The sequence below is a fragment of the Alkalinema pantanalense CENA528 genome, assembly GCF_050753345.1.
Taxonomy (GTDB): Bacteria; Cyanobacteriota; Cyanobacteriia; order Leptolyngbyales; family Leptolyngbyaceae; genus Alkalinema; species Alkalinema pantanalense.
In genome coordinates, this window is record NZ_JBLZFX010000112.1 from 1 (window position 1) to 19,324 (window position 19,324).

General features: G+C 50.5%; 18 protein-coding genes. 10 read left to right on the top strand and 8 right to left on the bottom strand.

Annotated features, from left to right (window positions below; translation table 11 throughout):
• Positions 1-116 precede the first annotated feature (116 nt).
• Genes ACN4EG_RS23920 through ACN4EG_RS23930 form a run of 3 tightly spaced genes read left to right on the top strand, consistent with a single transcriptional unit; the run spans position 117 to position 3,008 of the window.
• Positions 117-734 (top strand): ABC transporter substrate-binding protein, encoded by a 618-nt coding sequence (locus ACN4EG_RS23920; protein WP_431632800.1) that lies wholly within the window; start codon positions 117-119, stop codon positions 732-734.
• A 42-nt stretch (positions 735-776) separates the two neighbouring features.
• Complete coding sequence (glnT, locus tag ACN4EG_RS23925) at positions 777-2,138, top strand: type III glutamate--ammonia ligase (RefSeq protein WP_431632782.1); 1,362 nt, start codon at positions 777-779, stop codon at positions 2,136-2,138.
• Between the two features lie 15 nt (positions 2,139-2,153).
• On the top strand, positions 2,154-3,008 hold the full coding sequence (locus ACN4EG_RS23930; RefSeq protein ID WP_431632783.1) for an ABC transporter permease: 855 nt from the start codon (positions 2,154-2,156) through the stop codon (positions 3,006-3,008).
• A 42-nt stretch (positions 3,009-3,050) separates the two neighbouring features.
• On the opposite strand, the gene ACN4EG_RS23935 is transcribed toward ACN4EG_RS23930, so the two are convergent.
• Entirely contained in the window at positions 3,051-3,176 is a 126-nt protein-coding gene (locus ACN4EG_RS23935; RefSeq protein ID WP_431632784.1) for a hypothetical protein, read from the bottom strand.
• Positions 3,177-3,406: 230 nt separating this feature from the next.
• A complete protein-coding gene (alr, locus tag ACN4EG_RS23940) occupies positions 3,407-4,603 on the bottom strand; it encodes an alanine racemase (RefSeq protein WP_431632785.1) in 1,197 nt (398 codons plus the stop codon).
• 680 nt (positions 4,604-5,283) lie between these two features.
• Here alr and ACN4EG_RS23945 point away from each other — a divergent pair.
• Entirely contained in the window at positions 5,284-5,781 is a 498-nt protein-coding gene (locus tag ACN4EG_RS23945; protein WP_431632786.1) for an HNH endonuclease, read from the top strand.
• A 109-nt stretch (positions 5,782-5,890) separates the two neighbouring features.
• Positions 5,891-7,702: an ABC transporter ATP-binding protein gene (locus ACN4EG_RS23950; RefSeq protein ID WP_431632787.1), complete on the top strand. Its 1,812-nt coding sequence runs from the start codon at positions 5,891-5,893 to the stop codon at positions 7,700-7,702.
• Between the two features lie 75 nt (positions 7,703-7,777).
• Here the strand turns inward: ACN4EG_RS23950 and ACN4EG_RS23955 are convergent, their stop codons facing one another.
• From ACN4EG_RS23955 to ACN4EG_RS23970, 4 genes are all read right to left on the bottom strand, one after another.
• Positions 7,778-8,935, bottom strand: coding sequence for an NAD(P)/FAD-dependent oxidoreductase (locus ACN4EG_RS23955; protein WP_431632788.1), 1,158 nt, complete (start codon positions 8,933-8,935; stop codon positions 7,778-7,780).
• A gap of 27 nt (positions 8,936-8,962) precedes the next feature.
• Positions 8,963-9,727, bottom strand: a complete 765-nt coding sequence (locus tag ACN4EG_RS23960; protein ID WP_431632789.1) for a methyltransferase domain-containing protein — start codon at positions 9,725-9,727, stop codon at positions 8,963-8,965.
• A 28-nt stretch (positions 9,728-9,755) separates the two neighbouring features.
• Positions 9,756-10,874, bottom strand: a complete 1,119-nt coding sequence (locus ACN4EG_RS23965; RefSeq protein ID WP_431632790.1) for a type III polyketide synthase — start codon at positions 10,872-10,874, stop codon at positions 9,756-9,758.
• Between the two features lie 287 nt (positions 10,875-11,161).
• Positions 11,162-11,944 carry an SAM hydrolase/SAM-dependent halogenase family protein gene (locus tag ACN4EG_RS23970; protein WP_431632791.1) on the bottom strand — a complete coding sequence of 261 codons (783 nt, stop codon included), beginning with the start codon at positions 11,942-11,944 and terminating at the stop codon, positions 11,162-11,164.
• Positions 11,945-12,105: 161 nt separating this feature from the next.
• Between ACN4EG_RS23970 and pirA the strand changes: the two genes are divergently transcribed.
• Together pirA and ACN4EG_RS23980 are read left to right on the top strand one after the other, a co-directional pair.
• On the top strand, positions 12,106-12,261 hold the full coding sequence (gene pirA, locus ACN4EG_RS23975) for an arginine synthesis PII-interacting regulator PirA (RefSeq protein ID WP_431632793.1): 156 nt from the start codon (positions 12,106-12,108) through the stop codon (positions 12,259-12,261).
• Positions 12,262-12,729: 468 nt separating this feature from the next.
• Positions 12,730-13,728 carry a hypothetical protein gene (locus tag ACN4EG_RS23980; protein ID WP_431632794.1) on the top strand — a complete coding sequence of 333 codons (999 nt, stop codon included), beginning with the start codon at positions 12,730-12,732 and terminating at the stop codon, positions 13,726-13,728.
• A 1-nt stretch (position 13,729) separates the two neighbouring features.
• On the opposite strand, the gene ACN4EG_RS23985 is transcribed toward ACN4EG_RS23980, so the two are convergent.
• Both ACN4EG_RS23985 and ACN4EG_RS23990 read right to left on the bottom strand, forming a co-directional pair.
• The gene (locus ACN4EG_RS23985; protein ID WP_431632795.1) at positions 13,730-15,289 is read right to left on the bottom strand and encodes an AAA family ATPase; all 1,560 of its coding nucleotides are present in this window, start codon (positions 15,287-15,289) and stop codon (positions 13,730-13,732) included.
• Between the two features lie 124 nt (positions 15,290-15,413).
• A complete protein-coding gene (locus ACN4EG_RS23990; protein WP_431632796.1) occupies positions 15,414-15,545 on the bottom strand; it encodes a hypothetical protein in 132 nt (43 codons plus the stop codon).
• A gap of 298 nt (positions 15,546-15,843) precedes the next feature.
• On the opposite strand from ACN4EG_RS23990, the gene ACN4EG_RS23995 reads away from it, so the two are divergent.
• The 3 genes from ACN4EG_RS23995 (at position 15,844) to ACN4EG_RS24005 (ending at position 19,200) form a co-directional block, all read left to right on the top strand.
• A complete protein-coding gene (locus ACN4EG_RS23995; protein ID WP_431632797.1) occupies positions 15,844-16,935 on the top strand; it encodes a glycosyl transferase in 1,092 nt (363 codons plus the stop codon).
• Between the two features lie 218 nt (positions 16,936-17,153).
• Positions 17,154-17,933, top strand: coding sequence for an ergothioneine biosynthesis protein EgtC (gene egtC, locus ACN4EG_RS24000; RefSeq protein WP_431632798.1), 780 nt, complete (start codon positions 17,154-17,156; stop codon positions 17,931-17,933).
• Positions 17,893-19,200, top strand: coding sequence for an SUMF1/EgtB/PvdO family nonheme iron enzyme (locus ACN4EG_RS24005; RefSeq protein WP_431632799.1), 1,308 nt, complete (start codon positions 17,893-17,895; stop codon positions 19,198-19,200). The genes egtC and ACN4EG_RS24005 overlap by 41 nt, the downstream gene beginning before the upstream one ends.
• Positions 19,201-19,324: the final 124 nt, after the last annotated feature.

Sequence of the window (19,324 nt, forward strand, 5' to 3'; positions counted from 1 at the left end):
AACGCAGCAGGCTTGTGGAACTTCTACTTAGATGCAGCATAAGTTAGATAACAGTCAGGGCAAACCCTGTCCCAGAGCTGGTTTTATTTCCCAACAACTCTATTATTGGTCGCGGTATTAAATCGCCCCAAGACGCCAAAGGAAAAACGATCGCGCGGGAAGATATTCTGTTTGAAAAAGTTTTGCTGCGAGCCTATTTGAATAAAGGTGGCTTGACGGAAAACGATGTCAGCATTAAAAGTATGCCCGCTGCCGATGCTGCCACAGCCTTTGCGGGGAAACAGGTGGATATTGCCGTGAGCTACGAACCCTACCTGCGCAAGGCGGCCCAACAGGGTGGGGGCGAAGTGATTTTCTCGACGGAGAATACGAACTTGATTGCTGATGTGGTGATGGTGCATGGCAATATTTTGCAGGAGCGTAAAGCCGATTTGCAAGCCTATTTCAAAGCGGTTGATCAGGCGGTGAAACTGGCGGTAGCAGCGGATCCCGAAGCGATGAAAATTACGGGTGAAAAGTTGGGAATTTCCGGGGATGAGGTCAAGGAGCAATTGAAACTACTCAAGTTATTCGACGTGGAGGGTAATAAAGCGGTGGGATTCAACCCAACCAATCCCCAAAACATTAAGGGCAACTTAGAACTCAATGCTAAAGCAGCCTACGATTTCAAAATGATTCCCAGTCCGTTACAAGCGGATCAACTCTACGACGATTCGATCATTAAAGCGCTATAAGTTATCAAATCGCTGCCTACGGGGAATCGGAGAATTATCACGATGGCTGAATCACTAACACCGGAATTACCAATGCTCAAGTCCTCCCTGGAAGATCAGGGGGTCAAATACGCCCTAGCCAGCTTTGTCGATCTCCATGGCATGTGCAAGGCCAAAGCGGTTCCCCTCTCCCATCTGGGGCAGATGATGGCGGGTTCGGAACTGTTTACAGGGGCGGCGCTGGATGGGGTCCCCCAGGATGTCAGCGATGAGGAAGTCTCCGCCCGTCCTGACCCTCAATCCGCGACTATTTTGCCGTGGAATCCGGAAATTGCCTGGTTCGCCAGCGATCTCTATTTGAAGGGCCAACCCTTTTCCGCCTGCTGCCGGGGCATTCTCAAATCAGTGCTGGCCGATGCCGCGCGCATGGGATTTACATTCAACTTGGGGATTGAAACGGAGTTTTTCATTCTCAAGGAAACGCCCGAGGGGGATGTGGTGCCCGTCAGCGATCGCGATACCTTGGCCAAACCCTGTTACGACCTGCAAGGCTTGCTGGACAACTACACCTGGGTGACGGAGATTGTGGAGGCGATGAACCAATTGGGCTGGGATGTCTATTCCTTTGACCATGAGGATGCCAACGGCCAGTTTGAAACGGATTTTGCCTACTGCGATGCGTTGCAAATGAGCGATCGCATTACGTTCTTTCGCTTGATGGTGAAGGAGATCGCCCGCAAGCATGGCTACTTTGCCACGTTTATGCCGAAGCCCTTTGGCAATCGTTCCGGCAGCGGTGCCCACTACAATATGTCCCTCGCAGACATCAACACGGGTGAGAATCTTTTTTACAACGCTGAGGATGCAAGGGGCTGTCAGCTATCGCAATTGGGTTACCAATTCATTGCTGGCATTCTGCGCCACGCTCCGGCCATCTGTGCGGTGATTGCACCGACGGTCAATAGTTACAAGCGACTGGTGGCGCGGGGCAGTATGTCGGGCTTTACCTGGGCTCCGGTTTACATGTGCTATGGCAATAACAACCGCACAAACATGCTACGCATTCCCCTAGCGGGGGGACGGGTGGAATGCCGAGCGGCGGATATTTCCAGCAATCTCTATCTGGGGGCTGCCATGCTGTTGGCGGCTGGGTTAGAAGGCATTCGGGAGCAGCTTGATCCCGGTGAACCCCATACGGGAAATATGTATACCTACTCCCTGGAAACCCTGGCAGAGATGGGGATTCATTGCCTACCACGGACCTTGGGGGAAGCGATCGCGGCCTTTGCCCAGGATCCCCTCAGCAAGAAAGTCATGGGGGATTTGATGTACCAATCCTATGTGGACTACAAAACCCAGGAGTGGCAAGAGTATCACAATCACATTTCTGATTGGGAACGGCAACGCTATTTAAAGTTTTTCTAACTGGAGACTCTCACCATGGTTACCCTCACCCCGATCGCGCAAGATAGCCCCAGCCGCCAGCACACCTATTTACGTCCCTCCGTGTTCTGGAGTATTCGTCAGGGCTTTCCTAAACGGTTGTCGCTATTAATTGTGACGCTGGCTTTGGCAGTGCCGTTACTGTTTTGGGCGATTTTTAGCTATGCCGGACTAGTACCGCCGATGTTCCTGCCAACGCCAACGGCAGTGCTGCAAGCGGGAATGACCATGTTTGCGGAAAATAATTTACTCGTGGATGTGTTGGCGAGTAGTGGTCGGGTTTTGGCGGGATTTCTGGTGGCGGCGCTGATTGGGGTGCCGATGGGCATTGCCATGGGGACGTTTTACAGTATGGACAGCTTGTTTGCACCGATCGTGGGGACGGTGCGTTACATGCCAGTGACGGCGTTTGTTCCGTTAATCATTATTTGGCTAGGGCTGGGAGAGGCTTCTAAGGTATTAATCATTATGTTGGGGGTGGTGTTGTATAACGCCATTATGATTGCGGATGCAGTCAAGTTTATTCCCAATGACATGATCAATGTTGCTTACACGTTAGGGGGCAGTCGTCGCGATGTTTTATTGCAAGTGATTATTCCGGCTGCGTTTCCCAGTGTATTGGATACTTTGCGAGTGAATATTTCGGGGGCTTGGAATTTTCTGGTGATTGCGGAATTGGTGGCGGCGCAGAGTGGCCTAGGGTTCAAGATTATTCAGGCGCAACGCTTTCTGCAAACGGATAAGGTGTTGTTCTGCATTATTCTAATTGGCTTGATGGGTTTAGTGATTGACTACGGTTTGAAGGCTCTCTCGCAGAAGCTCACGCCTTGGGCGGATCAAACCCGCCACTAGAGATTTTTAGTCAAAGATTTCAGCATTGCATTCAACACAAACTCAACGCCCCAAAAACACCATAAATTCAACTCCGATCGACCTTCCTGCATCTTCTTGGCAGACCCACGATCGGGGCACCTGCGATCGGGAACCTTCTACAATGGTAGAACAATCAAAATCATCCACTCTTAAACGAAATCCTTCCTGGACTCCGCAGCCTCACAGGTATGTCAATTTGCAGGGCATCGAATCCTTCAAAAGTCCCCCCCATCCAAAGCTTCCCCATCGGTAACTTGCGTCGCACCGGAGAATAGGAATGGCAACCAGATCTCGCCTTCTATCCCAGAACCGCCATTCCCAATCCCCGTTCCCCTAACAAATGAGACCCCTTGAGCGAAGGAGGCAAGAGAAATGCCTCAGGCGCGGGATTCATCTCTCACCCGATCGCACCGCAGTTGATCAACCGTGACCCGAGGCAAGCGGTGCTTAAAGCTACAGAGAATTTCCCAGGAAATTGTCCCCAGTTGGTTGGCCCAGTCATCGGCACTAATACGATCGTCCCCATCCTGCCCCAGCACCGTCACAACTTCCCCAGCTTGCAAATCAGAAATGGCGCTAACATCCAGCATGATCTGATCCATGGTGATGGCCCCAATCTGTTTGACCCGTTGGCCCCGCACCAGAACCTCCATCTGGTTAGAGAGATTGCGCGGCACCCCATCGGCATAGCCAATCCCAATCACCGCTACTTGCATTTCCCGATCGCTAACAAAGCGATGGCCGTAGCTGACTCCGGTGCCAGGGGGAATGGTCTTCACCTGGGTAACACGGGCTTTAACCTGCATGGCGGGGCGCAGCTCAACCACTGACTGCAAATGCGGTGAGGGATAGAGGCCATAGGTAATCAACCCAGTACGCACCATGTCGTAATGCAAACTACGATCGGTCAACGTGGCCGCAGAGTTGGCAAAGTGCAGCTTGGGACGATCGGGACTCTGCTGCATCCCACAGGCACGAATGACGGAGTCAAAGCGCCGCTGCTGTTCCCGCATGATGGTTTGGTCGGGATCATCGGCAGTGGCAAAGTGGGAATAGAGACTAGCAATGGGTAAATTCGGCAAACGGCGTACCAAATCAACAAACTCCACAGCCTGTTGCCACGGCGTCCCCAAACGGCACATCCCAGTATCGATCTTCAGGTGAACGGGAAGCTGGGTACGATCGCCGATCGCTTCCGCAAAGACAAGCGCCTGCTTAGGCGTGCACAGGGTCGGTTGCAGGTTCCAGCGGGCGATCGTCCGCACCTGTTCCGGTAGGTTCGTTGCACCCAACACTAAAATTGGCGCTTCAATGTCCGCTTCCCGCAGCTCAATGCCTTCGGGGATCGTCGCCACGCCTAACCAAGTCGCTCCAGCTTGCAGGGCGGCCCGCGCCACGGTAACGGCTCCATGACCATAGGCATCTGCTTTGACCACGGCCATCAGATCGGTGCCGGGTTTGAGGATCCGGCGAACTTGCTGCATATTGTGGGCGATCGCCGCTAGGTCGATTTCCACCCACGCCCGTTCCCGCTGCATCCGTGCAATACTCGAACCCGTTTCCCAACTCATCATGATTGTTCACTCCTCCACCCAAAACTGACTGACTCGAAGACCCTGACGCGCCCAATGCAGTGTGATCGATTCTGTGATCGAGGTTGCAACTGAGGCCGTACAGCCTTTAGTATCTGGATCACTTCAATCCCATCGCAGCCCATTTCGTAGCATCCCACCCCCTTCTATTAACAACTTTCCCTGAGCAATCGGCCCATCAGAAGCCTTGTTTGGGTAATTATCTAAAATGATGCTGAATAATTTAGCTGAACCTTCCCCAGATGGAAGTAAATTTTCTGCCATTTTCTGAATTGGAAGAGTGATGGGTGAGCATCTGGCTGGCTTGGAAGAAAGGTTTAAATCTCACTTTTACGAGACAGACTTTTGCTTTTACGAGAGTGGTAGTCAAGATTGTTAGTACAATCCTCTCCTCTTTTTGCTTGCAAATCGCCCCCTCCCCCTATTCAGGGTAATTTTGAAGAAATTTGACCGAATTTTCCCCTTTAATCAGGAGCGGTAGGGGGATCGAATCTGTCGCATCCATACATCAATTTTATAGGGCTGTCCTAAACTCATTGGATACCACTTATCGTTGTCACTCACTTGCAACTCCCTCTCACCTGGGATGCACTTTGATTTCTAGCGATTCTTAAAAAACTGTGTTAACATCAGGGCACTTATTTCTCTCATTTCCAACGCAAATGAGTAAGGTTCTGGTGCTGAATGCGTCCTACGAACCACTGAATATCACCAGTTGGCGAAGGGCGATCGTCTTATTGCTGAAGGGCAAAGCGGAGCAGCTTGAGCATAATGGGAAGTACGTTTACGCAGATTTCCCCCTCCCCTCTGTGATTCGCCTGCGCCAGTACGTGCGCGTTCCCTATACCGAAATTGCGCTGACCCGAAAAAATCTTTTGCACCGTGATGGGCACAGTTGCCAGTACTGCGGCTATAGCGGCGACGACCTCACCCTGGATCATGTGATTCCCCGATCGCGCGGTGGGCAAGACACCTGGGAAAATATTGCGGTTGCTTGCGTGCGCTGTAATGTCAAAAAGGGCAACCGTACCCCCAAGGAAGCTGGGATGCTCCTGCTGAAAAAACCGCACAAGCCCCACAGCAGCCTCTACTTTGAAGTGGCAAAGTATGTGAAGGGTGGCGCAAATCAAGAATGGCGGAAGTACGTGATTGGGGCATAGCGTTGGGGGGGTAAATTCATCCAGTCCACGGATCGGATACAAAGCCTAAGCGCCCCATAAGTTTTCCTGAACCTGCTAGCCTAGAGAAGGTCTTTTCTTCCTCCCTCCCATGGCAGCGCAAACTGGTTTGACTCCGAAACCTTCTCCGGCTCGATCGGACAATGACTGGCGGCTTTTTCTGCAACTGCTTCCCTATGCCAAGCGCCATAGCAAGCTGTTGATTGTTGCGGTCATCCTGTTAATTCCCAGCGCGATCGCTCGGGCCGTTCAGCCGATCGTCATTGGTCAAGCGATTTCGCTTCTACGACAGGAAGATTCAACTTGGCAGTTGTTGAAGAACTGGGATCTTTCAACAGGACTAAATTTTTTGGTCGTGCTGTTGTTAATGACGATCGTGGGTCGGCTGGCGTTCGATGCCACCCAAGGTTACTTGGTACAAAAGGCTGGACAGCGAATGACGGCAGATATTCGCTATGACCTCTTTACCCATGTAACTTCGCTAGCCGTGCGATTTTTCGATCGAACCCCCGTCGGCAAGTTGATTACCCGCTTAACCAGTGATGTCGATGCCTTGGGTGAAGTGTTTTCCACTGGGGCGATCGGCATCATTGGTGATTTCATTTTGATGCTGGCCATTATGGTTTTAATGTTTACCAAGCAATGGCAGTTAGCAACTTTATTAGTGTTCATTTTAGTGCCTACAGCCTTGCTGATTGTTTATTTACAAAAACAATATCGCACTGCTAACTATGCCGCGCGGGAGGAGCTGTCCAGTCTGAATGCAATGCTACAAGAAAATATTCTTGGAGTCGGCGTGGTTCAACTATTCCGGCGAGAACAAATCAATGGTCAACTCTTCAATCAGACCAATCAAAGTTACATTCGCGAAATCGATCGCACAATTTTCTATGATTCTGCGGTGTCTGCCACGTTGGAATGGGTATCACTGATCGCGATCGCGGGGGTATTGGCGATCGGCGGTAAATTTGTTAACGATGGCAATCTTGGGTTTGGGACGTTATCCGCATTTATCCTATTTGCCCAAACGTTGTTCGATCCACTGCGACAGTTTGCAGAAAAGTTCACGGCCATTCAAGCAGGATTCACTGCCGTTGAGCGGATTAATGACGTGTTGAATGAACCGATCGAAATCAAAGATCGCGTCCAGCACTTTCAAACCATTGATCATGGGGTTGGAGAAATTCGTTTTGAACAGGTTTCCTTTGGCTACAAACCTGGGGAATATGTGCTTCACAACCTTGATTTCACGATTCGATCGGGCGAAAAAGTTGCACTTGTTGGCCCTACCGGAGCAGGCAAAAGTTCGATTATTCGTCTTCTGAGCCGACTATATGAACCCCAGGAAGGGCGGATTTTATTGGATGGCGTCGATATTCGCAATTTGCCGCAAGCAGAACTGCGCCGTCGCATTGGCATCATCCTGCAAGATGGTTTTATTTTTGCAGGGGATGTGAAAGGGAACATCACCTTAGGTGAACAGTATTCGATACAGGAAGTTCAAGCAGCGGCAGAACAAACTAATGTATCAACCTTGATTGAACAATTGCCCCAGGGCTACAACACCCAATTGCGGGAGCGGGGAACGAATCTTTCTGGCGGCCAAAAACAGTTGATTGCCTTTGCTCGTACTGCGATTCGTGATCCTAAGATTTTGGTGTTGGATGAAGCGACTTCTAGCTTGGATGTAGGCACTGAAGCCTTGATTCAAGAAGCATTGGAACGTATGTTGGAAAATCGGACGGCGATTATTATTGCCCACCGATTGTCTACCATTCGCAATGTCGATCGCATTCTGGTTCTCAAGCGGGGTGAATTAATCGAAAGTGGCAGTCATGAAGAGTTAATCGTCCAAGATGGCCTATATGCTAGTTTGTATAAACTGCAAATGCTCGATCTGTAATCTCAGATCTATGACGCCTAATCCTGATTTGTCGCTTCCAATCGCGAGCTTCCCATGGGCTTTTTCTGCATAGGTTTAAGCCTTCGCCGAGGACAACCAATCCCCTACAGACGTGTTCTGTCCAGGTTTTCCTCTAGTATTTTGAATGAGCCATTGCCCGATCGTGGGTAACCGCTGGCATAGAGAAACACTCGCTTGGGCCAGCCTAGGCTGAATGAATGCATTGTGGACTAGGCGGCCCAGCCGAAGGCGGGTCTTGAATTCCCGTTGCCACGCCTGACTGTATTGGTGCTTGAAGGCCATGGCCGTTAATTGGTGGGATAAGTAAGCACTGACAAAGGGAACAACCATATCTGCGGTTCGCAAAGCCATCGCCATACCATCGCCACACAGCGGCGTAATCATGCCCGTTGTATCACCAATCATGCAAATATCGCCCTCAAAATTGCCCTTTAACTGAAAGGACACTTGGCTCAGGTGATGCCCGATCGCAGAATCTCCAGTGAGGGCTGCCAAGCGATCGCGCAGAACGGAATTTTGAGAGAGGGCCTCGGGCAAACTGCGATTCTGGCTATTGCGGAGGATGCTTTCATGCCCCAGCCAGCAGAGATTAATTTGGCCTGTTTCGATTTGGGATAAGCCGCAATATCCCCCCGGAAAGGCGTGCATTTCGATCGTTCCTGGAATGTCTAGCCCGCGATAGTGCGCCTTGAACGCAACCCACGGAGTTCTCGATTGGGTGAAGGTTCGATCGAGATGGCTATCTAGGGCCGATCGCTTGCCATAGGCCCCCAACACCATCCGACTGGTGAATTGACCTCGGCTTGTGTTGACGGAAAAATGAGCTGCAAAATTGCCCTCAATGCGACGAACAACCATGCCATCGTAGCAAATTGCCCCCGATCGATCGGCTTGTTGAAATAGCATCCAATCAAGCTGATACCGACTGAGTCCCAAGGCTACACCGGGCAAATGACTTTCAAAGTATTGGCCTGTGGATGTAGTTAGCAACACTCGACGAATTGGATGGGCACCCGCCCGCAAAACAGAATCGAGAATTCCTAATTTTTCAAAAATTGAAAGAACTTCAACGGATAAAAATTCACCACAGAGCTTATGAACGGGATAGGACTGCTGCTCTAACAGTAATACTTTCCACCCTTGATTTGCGAGTTGAATAGCAGCGCTACAACCTGCCAATCCAGCTCCAATAATAATAACGTCATAGGTCATACAGATCTCATTGATTACTGAACGTGATTAATACCCAATCTTCAATGTTGTTAATAACCAACGAAAGGGCCAATACCAACGCAATGAAAAAGTCTCTAGGTTCGCTTTCTGGGCGATCGCTTGAAGATCCGCAGCCCGAAATCCCCGTAAGACTGAGATGGGGCCATCGTTTTGCACCATTTCCGAAGCGCGCAGGAGTCGCGTTAAGCTATAGATGCCATAGTAGGCCAAGGGATGGCGATGCAAGTCGTTAATCAAAATGCCTTGGCTGGCCACTCGTTGCATAGATTGAACGATCGTGACGGCCTTCTCTTCAGCAAAGTGATGTAAAAACATCGCACCCATGGCAATGTCAAAGGCATGATCCCCATAGGGCAAGGCTAAGGCATCAGCAACCTCTACGGAAATTTTGGATTGTAATTCTGGTGGCAATCGATCGGAAAGGGACTGGCGGGCATAGTCCACCGTAACGGGATTGGCGTCAATGGCGACAATTTCTAGGTCGATCGAAGGAGATTGGGCAGCAGCCCAACGCACAATATATTCAGGAAAATCCGCAATACCCGTCCCTAAATCCAGAATCCGAATGGGTTGGGAGGGCCGGGAAGAACGCGACTGGGCCTGCTGATAGGTCTTGAGCCAAGGCGCTAGCACCGCCATCGTAGTCCCATATCCCCCCAGAAAGCGGTTGACCGATCGCAGTTGTTCCAAGGCGCTCGTCAGTCGCAGATCAACAATGGAAAAATCATCCATCAATTCATCTTCATCGGTGCGAGTTTGAAAAGAAGGCATAGCAAATGAGGTTATGCAAATGAGATTATTAGACAGGTTGAAACAGACAGCCTTCGATCGTCAGTCCGGGGCCAAAGGCAAGGGCTAAGCCATTCTGAAATCCTTTACCCTGTGGCAATCCCGCTTGATGCTGGGCTAGTAAACGTTTCAGGATAAATAAAATAGTGCAGGAACTCATGTTGCCGTAATTGCGGAGAACTTCGTAGGAGTCAGAGACAGCGGCATCACTGAGTTCTAACAAAAATTGAATTTTATCAACAATTTGCCGTCCACCGGGATGAATGGCCCAGAAATCGATTTGATGGTAAGTCAAGTGATGGCGTTCGAGAAAGGTTGTTAAATATTGATTTAAAGACTGCACGATCGCGCTAGGGACTTTAGAGGATAAATGCATCAGAAAGCCGGTATTGCTAATCGTCCAGGTCATCAGATCCATCGTATCTTCAGTCAGCAGACTACAGCCTTCAACGTAGGCTAGTTGGCCCTGCGCTTCAGCCGTCGATCGGGTGGATAAAATAGCTGCTGCCGCCCCATCGCCAAATAGAGCATTGATAATCACACTTTCGATCGAATCCTCCGCTTGAAAGTGCAGGGTACATAGCTCCACACAGACCATTAACACCCTTGCCCGAGGGTGGCTTTGACAGAGGGCATGCGCTGTTTTAAGGCCATTAAATGCAGCATAGCACCCCATAAATCCAATCAGGGTACGATCGGTTTGGGCAGGCAATCCCAAGCGTTTGACTAATTGAATATCAAGGCCCGGTGCGGCAAATCCTGTACAACTCACCACAATTAAATGGGTAATCTCCGCTGGATCGAGCTGGGCTGATTGAATGGCTTGGTGGGCCGCAGCCTCTGCAATGGCCAACGCAGAAGTTTGATATTTCTGGTTGCGATCGTGGGTAGAAGGTGGCGGCTCCAGTTTCCAATTATTGGGATAAAAGCTAAAATCTTCGGGCTCACACAAGTAATCGGGAAGGCAGCTATAGCGCTTGTCGATCCCCGATCGAGTATAGATAACCGAGCCACGATCGCGGGTGGCTGGGGACAAGCCCTCAAGCTGTGACATAAACTTCATGGCAGCCACTTGAGAAACTTCAAAGGACGGATTAGCAGTTGCAATGGAATCTAATACTGTATGCATGTAGGGATCAAAAACAATGAACCGCTGATTGAAATCGAAAAAATGCAGATTTACCCACAGTTCCCTACAGATTATTGATATATCAATGATTCTAACGACTCTACGTGATTGTAACAACTCCATCATTGAGATTGAGCAAAGAATTAAAAATAAGGATAATCGTCCCATTTAATAGCCATAACTATCCAAACATGCTGAGAGTTCCATCATGGGATGATGCAGCAATAATGCAAAAAGTGGAAAAATGATAATGTGAGAAATATGAATAAAGGCAGGAGCGTTTGCGCCTATTCGCACAGAAAAAGCTGTATGGGATCGCCCACTTGAGCTTGTAATTGCAGTTGGGCACTACCGCAATTAATCGAGAGTTCCAGATAACCATGACTGCCCACAAGACCGATCGCGTCTCCTTTGGGAACATCACCATAGGTCATCTGTCCTGCATAGGCAACCTGATGGAACTGCAACTGCCAAGGGTGGCCTTGAACCAATGATGCAGGGAAGTTGGTGATCAGGTTTCCAAAGTGGTCGATCGCTTGAATGGAGCCATGGTAGGTATTGCGGGAAGGTTGGCTCAGCGGGAACTGGAGTTGTACTATTGTAGCGGGATCAATCGAGGTTCCCAAGGCTGAGATCGGGACTCCCTGGGCCAAGTAGGCAGCGGCGGGGGCAAAAATATCTCGACCATGGAACGTGCTGCTGGGACGGGCCGATCGCCAATAGTCGGGATTCGTGAGTTCTACCGCCTGAACAATTAAGTCCTGTTGCAGGATCCCGCTCAGTAGCCCATTATCCGGTGCAACAAAATAGGCATGGGTCGTCTGCACCGCGATCGCCCGTCGCTGGCCGCCCACACCGGGATCCACGATCGCCACATGTACCGTCCCCTGGGGAAAGTAGGGATAGGCCATTAACCCCTGGAAGCGAGCCGCTGCAATGTCCTGGGGCGGAACACCATGGGTTAGATCGACGATCGTAGCCTCGGGCAAAATCCCTAAAATGACGCCTTTCAGGATACCAACATAGCTATCTTGCAGCCCAAAATCACTGAGTAATGTTAAGAGGTGCATAAAACAAAGTAAATTTTAGTAGCAGGGAATACCGTTTTAACCTTTTATGTTACGCTAGTAGCTGAAGCCTAACTGGAAACCTAGCTGATTGCATCCAAGCAGGTTTCAACTCAAGTCAACTCAAGTCTTACCTGAGAATATTCAAATTAATAGGAGGTTTTATGGTAGAGCAAAATCGTCAATCTATTGCTCAGGTGAAAGCAGCCCATCGTGAAAATTTACGGCGGAATTTACAGCAACGCATGGAAGCTGCGCGGGTTCGGGGAGATGAGCAACTTCTAAAACTGCTGGAGATGGAAGCTAGCTATCTCAAATAACTTTGATCAATCTCTGAATTGCAATCCCCAGGCGACCTTAGTGACGCATAATTTCAGGGCAGTAACTATGGCTTTGATGCTTGAGCTTTAATGCCTAACGTCTCTTCAGAGCCTGAGGGTTGGTGGAAAATCCCAATGTGCCTGCATTATCTCCCTACAAGCAGGTATGTTGGGAATTTTATTGTTTAAAATTTTCCTAAAAAATATATTTTTCTGCTGCAATAGTTTTAGCTGCACTTCATTCCCCTTGCACAGCTCCTACGAACAGGGCTCTCAACCATGATGACAGATCATCACTACGGATATAGACTGCCCGATCGCCCATTACACCCGATCGCCCATGAGCAGTGCTAAGATACCCAAGGCTATCATTACCCTCTTGGTTGGCAACAATACACCACTAGTTGCGTCATGACCTTCAGCATGATTCTGCTAGTAACCTTATTCTCTTTCATGGGCATATCTGGGATGACTCGTCACTCTTTATACTCTGGTTCGTTGGCGCTGTTAGCAGCTCTGTGCTTGGCTCCCGTTGCCCAAGCCCAAGACTCTCGTATGGTTGCCCAGACTGACCCCAACGAACTACGACCCCTTGCACAGGAAACCAGCATCCTAAACGTTCAAGCGGGACAGAAATTGATGAAGGAAGCTAGTGATGCTTCTGAGGCAAAAAACTACGGGCTGGCGGTGAAAAAGTTACAGGAAGCCCGTCAGGTCTTTAACCAACTCTCCAATTTTCATCAAGACTTGGTCGGCAGCTTTTCAGGGTTGGACATTCGCATTTCCAATGCCCAACGGACTCGCGCTTTGAAAGCAGCCCAACTGCGGGACGAAGCAACGTACCAGTTGGCGATCGCCCATCGTGCTAATAATCAACCGGAATTAGCAGTTCCCCTCCTCGTGCAGGTGCTCCGGAGCCAAAGTCCCACCCGTGACATGGGTAAACAAGCCTATGCCCAACTGTTGGAAATTGGCTTTGTGGATCTGCCCTATCCCAGTCCCAAGGAAGGGGAAGCAGCTCCCACCGTGACGATCGGGTCAGGGGCTGGGATTCTGAGCATTGCGGGGGGCGACCAAATGATGGCCGATGCAGGCAATGCCGTGACCGCTGGCAACTATCCCTTGGCGCAAACCAAACTGAAGGAAGCCCGTCAAGCCTTTAACCAACTGTCTAACTTCTATCAAGATCTGGCGAATGTCTTCTCTGGGATTGATACCCCAATCACCGATAGCAACCGCCAAAAGGCACTGAAAACAGCCCAAGGTCGTGATGAAGCCACCTATCAACTCGCTTTGGTACACCGGGCCCAGAATCAACCGGAACTGGCCGTACCGCTGTTGGTGCAAATCGTCCGCAGTCAGCAGCCAACGCGGGATTTAGGCCGTAAAGCCTACGCTCAATTGGTGGAACTAGGATTTGCCGATACGCCCTATCCCCGCACCACCCAATCCGCTAGCGGAGGCTAAACTAGCGCACACTCACAAACCGTTCCCGCGCGATCGTTCGGAGTCGATTGACATCCTCCCGCCGGGAAACGGATAGCGGAATGGTGCTTTTAACGGACTCGATAATCAAATCTGTGCCCAGGGGTTGATTGAGGTGAAGGGCTTTGTAGAGCGAGGCCACGATCGCTTGTTCGATCTCTGCACCACTAAAACCATCGGTGGCTGCAACCAGGGCATTGAAGTCGAACTGGGCTGGATCCTGCTTACGTTGGACTAGGTGCAGTTGCAGAATTGTGGCCCGTTCCTTGGCATCGGGCAAATCAACGAAGAAGATCTCGTCAAATCGCCCTTTGCGCAGCAGTTCCGGCGGAATTTTCGATAAATCATTGGCCGTGGCAATGACAAACACTTCCTGGGATTTTTCCTGCATCCAGGTGAGGAATGATCCAAACATGCGCTGGCTCAGACCACCGTCGGAATCACTGTTAGATGTGCCAAAGCTTTTTTCAATTTCGTCAATCCAGAGGACTGCCGGAGCCATGGATTCCGCTAGGCTCAAGGCTTGACGGAAGTTCTTTTCCGATTCGCCCACGTATTTATCATAGAGACGGCCTGCATCCAGCTTGAGCAAGGGCATTTTCCAAGCTTTGGCGATCGCTTTAGCCGCCAACGACTTCCCACAGCCCTGAATCCCCACAATCAAAATCCCCTTAGGCGGTTGCAGATTCCATTCCCGCGCCTGGGGAGAAAAGCCGACTTTTGCTTGATTCAGCCATTGCTTTAGCCCTGCAAATCCGCCCCACTGCAGCGGTGCATGATCAACCGGGAAGTATTCCAGAACACTTTCTTCCCGAATTACTTGAGCTTTGCGATGGAGGACACGATCGATATCCTGCACGGTCAGTTTGCCATCTTCCAAGGCAGCATAGGCCACCACCTTCCGCGCCTGTTGCAAGGTCATACCGGAGAGAGAATGGACCAGGGTTTGAATTTCATGGTCTTGAATTTCGATTTGGACGCGATTTTTGGCGCGTAGCGATCGCACAGTAGCCATGACCGCTTGATGGAGTTCATCGCGGGCGGGTAGCTTGAGGTCGTAGTAAACCGCTTCGTGGTTGACTTCCTGGGGCAGGATGACGCTATTGCCCGTGAGCACGATCGCCGATCGGGATTGGGAAAAGGTTTGAACTAATTCCCGAAACTGGCGTGCGACGGTGGCGTCTTCTAAGTGCACGGAAAAGTCCTTCAGCCAAAAAATGGCATTCAAATTCAGTTCCTGTATTCGTTTTAGGACTTCTAACGGTTCGTAGGAATTGTCATAGGCGGCGGGCTGACTGGTCGGTGCGCAGTCATTTTGCCAACGGTTATCCACAGAGACGGGCGATCGGGTGAGTCCTTGGGTAATGCTCCATTCCATCAGGGTGCGTCCCATTTCCTGGGTGGCGGCCTGCAGCAGCACTTGGACGCGCTCTTCTTCGACGGTTTCAAAGACAATCAGGGGATGGAAGGACAAAATTAGGGTTTGTAATTCGTGAACCCGACCCTGCATGGAAGGACAAAGATTAGGAGACACCATAACCATGGGATATGAAGGTGATCAAAGTTGGATGATTTTGTGGGAATACAGCAGGAACACCGTCGATCAAATCAGGAGCGACTCACCTTAGGATTCCCAGTAAGACTCCCTTCATCACAGCTAGGGTAAATTACAGATAGGACAGCCAATCAAGACAAATGGCCGATCGAGGCAACGCTTTTAATTCATACCCAATCAACTTGTAATTGCAACCCATAACAATCTTCCTAAATCTCCGCACATTCACTGCAGTATTAGCCATAGCCTCGATCTCGGATATTCGATCCCCCTAATTCTCCTTAATAAGGGGGACTTTGAATCTATGTTTTTCCGGTTCCCCCCTTTATTAAGGGGGCTAGGGGGGATCTGTCCCTCTACCACAGACAAGCAAACCACTACAGCATTCAACCTTACGTTAGTCGCACATTCATTTCAGTATTGGCCGCATGTCGATCGCACCTACTCCAAAAACCATTTTTAGAAAATCCCAGTTTTTACAACATCGAGATTGTCCGAAGGATTTAGACTAGAGGACGACTAACTCTCACCAATAGGTTGCTATGGCTTCACCCATCCTTTACCTCGCAATTACCAACCATGGCTTCGGTCATGCCACACGGGCCGCCGCAATCGCGGCAGAAATCAAAACGCTAAATCCCGAAATCACGATTATTTTAGCCACTACGGCCCCGCGATCGGTCTTGGAAGCCTACTTTCCGGGGGATTGGATTCACCGCCCGCGCGCCTTTGATGTAGGGGTGATTCAGGCGGATAGTTTAACCATGGATTTACCTGCGACCTTGGACAAGCTCAAAGATATTCGATCACAGTCCCAAGCCTTGATTCAATCGGAAGCCAATTTCCTCAAACAAAACCGAGTCGGCTTAGTTTTGGGAGACATCCCCCCCCTAGCCGCGCCGATCGCCCAGGCAGCGGGCATTCCTTGCTGGATGATGGGCAATTTCGGCTGGGACTTTATCTACCGCGCTTGGGGGGAAGAATACCCAGAATTCAACGAGATGGCAGATTGGATCGGTGATTGTTTTAGCCAAGCTGATCAACTGTTTCGCATGCCCTTCAGTGAACCGATGCCCGCCTTTACCAACCCGATCGACGTCGGCTTGACGGGCGTCATGCCCCGATTTACCCCAGAGCAGGTACAGGAGGCATTTAACTTAGGCGCAATTCCTCGGGACAAAATTGTTCTGCTCACCTTTGGGGGATTGGGACTAAATCGCATTCCCTACGAGAATGTCCAGCATTTCCCAGACTATACCTTTATTTGTTTTGATCTCGCTGCACCAGAACTACCCAACTTAATTCGTGTGGATGATCGTTTCTATCGTCCGATCGACTTTGCAGCATTGGCAGGACGATTGATTTCTAAACCTGGTTACAGCACCTTTTCCGAAGCCTGCCGCTTTGACGTTCCTATCATCAGCCTCACCCGCGAAGGCTTTGCCGAAGCCCCCATTTTGCTCGAAGGCATTCAGGACTACGCCCAGCACCAAATTGTCGAAGCAGAGGACTTTTTTACTGGAGATTGGCGCTTTCTGGCCCAACCCATGAATTCCCCCCACAAAGTCGAGACATTGGCAAAAGATGGCAATCGGACGATCGCCCAAGCTGTAGTTGACTATTTACAAAGTTAATTTGCCACAGCACCAGCACACAGAGTCCGGGGATTCTAGGGGGCGATCGATTCCTGTCAAAGGAATGAAAGCCACCTTTCCCAGAACAGTCTAGGAAAGACCAGAGAAAAGTCATGGCCTGTTAAAAACGATCGGACAACTTGCGGGAACCTGTGTCAAGATGGGAAATCAATCTCTCCCATTTTCCCTATCCTCCTCGTGTCTCCCCTCTTGACCTTATGTGCCGAATCCTGGGTTATCTAGGCGAACCCGTCCAACTGGATCAACTGCTGCTCGAACCCGATCACTCCCTCATGGTGCAGAGCTATCAGCCCAAGGAAATGACCGCTGGTTTGCTGAATGCCGACGGCTTTGGCGTGGGTTGGTACCATGCCACCAAAAGCACCGAACCCTACACCTACCGCAGCATCCAACCGATTTGGAGCGACCTCAATTTAACCAACCTCAGCCGCTATGTCGAATCCGGCTGCATCCTCGCCAACGTCCGCAGCGCCACCCCCGGCCTCGCAGTCGATCTCAGCAATTGCCAACCCTTCCAATCCGGCAACCTTCTCTTCGTCCACAACGGCTATATCGAACAATTTCGCCAAACTCTCTATCGCCCCATTCGCGATCGCCTCTCCGATCGGGCCTATCAATCCATCCACGGACTCACGGATTCCGAACATATTTTTGCGCTATTTCTCGATGCATTCTCAGTCACCGCTAATCTAACGGATGCATTAACCCATACCCTAAAAGAATTGGTGCAATTAAGCCAAGACTACAACACCCATTTCTCCGCCAATATCATTATTAGCGACGGGCAGCAAATAGTGGCCTCCCGCTATGCCAGCCGGAGCCTCATTCCCACCCTTTATTGGGTGCAGGAAACCGAGGGATTTTTAATTGCTTCCGAACCTTGCCACGCAGGAGATTGGCAATCCCTAGATGAATTGAGTTTACTAACGATTAACCATGACCGATCGATTACTAACACATCCCTCAGCGCCCTTTGAAAAGCCCCTAGAATCAACGATCGATGCAGAACAACTGCGCCAATGGATCAGACAATCTATGCAAGATTGCCGATCGCTCACCCTGGATTTATTTAAAACCGTTGATCGAGAAACGCTATGTTGCTACGCCCACCCAGACTTTAGCCCGATCGGGTGGCACCTAGGACACATTGGCTACACCGAAGCCCTCTGGAGTTTGGAACATCTCGCTCAACAACCACTCCCCTTTCCAGAATTGCGGCGACTCTATGCCCAGGATGGTTTACCTAAGCGCGATCGGGTGCATTTGCCAGACCTCCCGGACATTCTGGCCTACCTACAAATTATTCGCGATCGAGTATTCGATTACCTCGACCAAGCGCCTATTGCTGACCAAGCCCGCCTCTGGCACTTCCTGCTGCAACACGAAAGCCAACACTGCGAAACGATCGCCATCATTCTCGCCCTACAAGGCCAAGACTTTCGATCGCGCCCACCATTGACAACCAACTGCACCCCAGCCCCCCAATCGGTGACCGTCCCCGCAGGCAAATTTGCCATGGGACTGGACAGCCCAAGGGCGATCGATAACGAATCACCGCGCCATTGGGTTGATCTGCCGGAATACCGCATCGACGCCTATCCCATAACCCAAGGCCAATATCGCGAATTCATGGCATCCGGCGGATATCAGCGATCGGAATTCTGGCATCCCGAGGGTTGGCAATGGCTGCAAACGCAAGCCCAAATTACCCCGATCGCCCAACCCCGTTACTGGGTAGACGATGCCACCTACGACTGCCATCCCGTCTGCGGTGTTAGTTGGTACGAAGCCGATGCCTATGCCCGATTTGTTGGCAAGCGACTGCCTACGGAAGCGGAATGGGAAAAAGCCGCCAGTTGGGATGGGGTAAACGGAGCCAGCCGATCGTTTCCCTGGGGCGAAGCATGGCCCACGATCGACCCGATCGATCGCGCCAACCACAACCACCAATTCGCCAACACCACCCCCGTCACCCAGTTTCAGGCATCCCAGAGTGCTGCGGGATGTGTCGATTTACTGGGCAATGTGTGGGAATGGACGAGTACTTGGTTTGATAGCTATCACGGCTTTAAACCGTTTCCCTATCGCGGCTATTCCCAACCCTATTTTGACCAAGCTCACCGAGTGCTCAAGGGGGGCAGTTGGGCAACCCGATCGTGGGCCATGCGCAATTCCTTTCGCAATTGGTACCACCCCTGGGTTCGAGAAATCTTTGCAGGGTTCCGCTGTGTCGTCGATCGTTAACGCCCGATCTCGCTGCCCTCACTGAAATTCACCAATCATTTTGTAATCCTAGAATCCTATTAGACGTGTTGGGAAATAATGGATAATGTGAAGCAGTAGCCCAGAGCCTTCTCATGCTGAATCT

Bases quoted from the DNA above. Each gene is read 5' to 3' on its own strand.
- glnT (WP_431632782.1), top strand. From the start codon at position 777: ATGGCTGAATCACTAACACCGGAATTACCAATGCTCAAGTCCTCCCTG.
- ACN4EG_RS23930 (WP_431632783.1), top strand. From the start codon at position 2,154: ATGGTTACCCTCACCCCGATCGCGCAAGATAGCCCCAGCCGCCAGCAC.
- alr (WP_431632785.1), bottom strand. From the start codon at position 4,603: ATGATGAGTTGGGAAACGGGTTCGAGTATTGCACGGATGCAGCGGGAA.
- ACN4EG_RS23945 (WP_431632786.1), top strand. From the start codon at position 5,284: ATGAGTAAGGTTCTGGTGCTGAATGCGTCCTACGAACCACTGAATATC.
- ACN4EG_RS23950 (WP_431632787.1), top strand. From the start codon at position 5,891: ATGGCAGCGCAAACTGGTTTGACTCCGAAACCTTCTCCGGCTCGATCG.
- ACN4EG_RS23955 (WP_431632788.1), bottom strand. From the start codon at position 8,935: ATGACCTATGACGTTATTATTATTGGAGCTGGATTGGCAGGTTGTAGC.
- ACN4EG_RS23960 (WP_431632789.1), bottom strand. From the start codon at position 9,727: ATGCCTTCTTTTCAAACTCGCACCGATGAAGATGAATTGATGGATGAT.
- ACN4EG_RS23965 (WP_431632790.1), bottom strand. From the start codon at position 10,874: ATGCATACAGTATTAGATTCCATTGCAACTGCTAATCCGTCCTTTGAA.
- ACN4EG_RS23970 (WP_431632791.1), bottom strand. From the start codon at position 11,944: ATGCACCTCTTAACATTACTCAGTGATTTTGGGCTGCAAGATAGCTAT.
- pirA (WP_431632793.1), top strand. From the start codon at position 12,106: ATGGTAGAGCAAAATCGTCAATCTATTGCTCAGGTGAAAGCAGCCCAT.
- ACN4EG_RS23980 (WP_431632794.1), top strand. From the start codon at position 12,730: ATGACTCGTCACTCTTTATACTCTGGTTCGTTGGCGCTGTTAGCAGCT.
- ACN4EG_RS23985 (WP_431632795.1), bottom strand. From the start codon at position 15,289: ATGGTTATGGTGTCTCCTAATCTTTGTCCTTCCATGCAGGGTCGGGTT.
- ACN4EG_RS23990 (WP_431632796.1), bottom strand. From the start codon at position 15,545: ATGGCTAATACTGCAGTGAATGTGCGGAGATTTAGGAAGATTGTTATG.
- ACN4EG_RS23995 (WP_431632797.1), top strand. From the start codon at position 15,844: ATGGCTTCACCCATCCTTTACCTCGCAATTACCAACCATGGCTTCGGT.
- egtC (WP_431632798.1), top strand. From the start codon at position 17,154: ATGTGCCGAATCCTGGGTTATCTAGGCGAACCCGTCCAACTGGATCAA.
- ACN4EG_RS24005 (WP_431632799.1), top strand. From the start codon at position 17,893: ATGACCGATCGATTACTAACACATCCCTCAGCGCCCTTTGAAAAGCCC.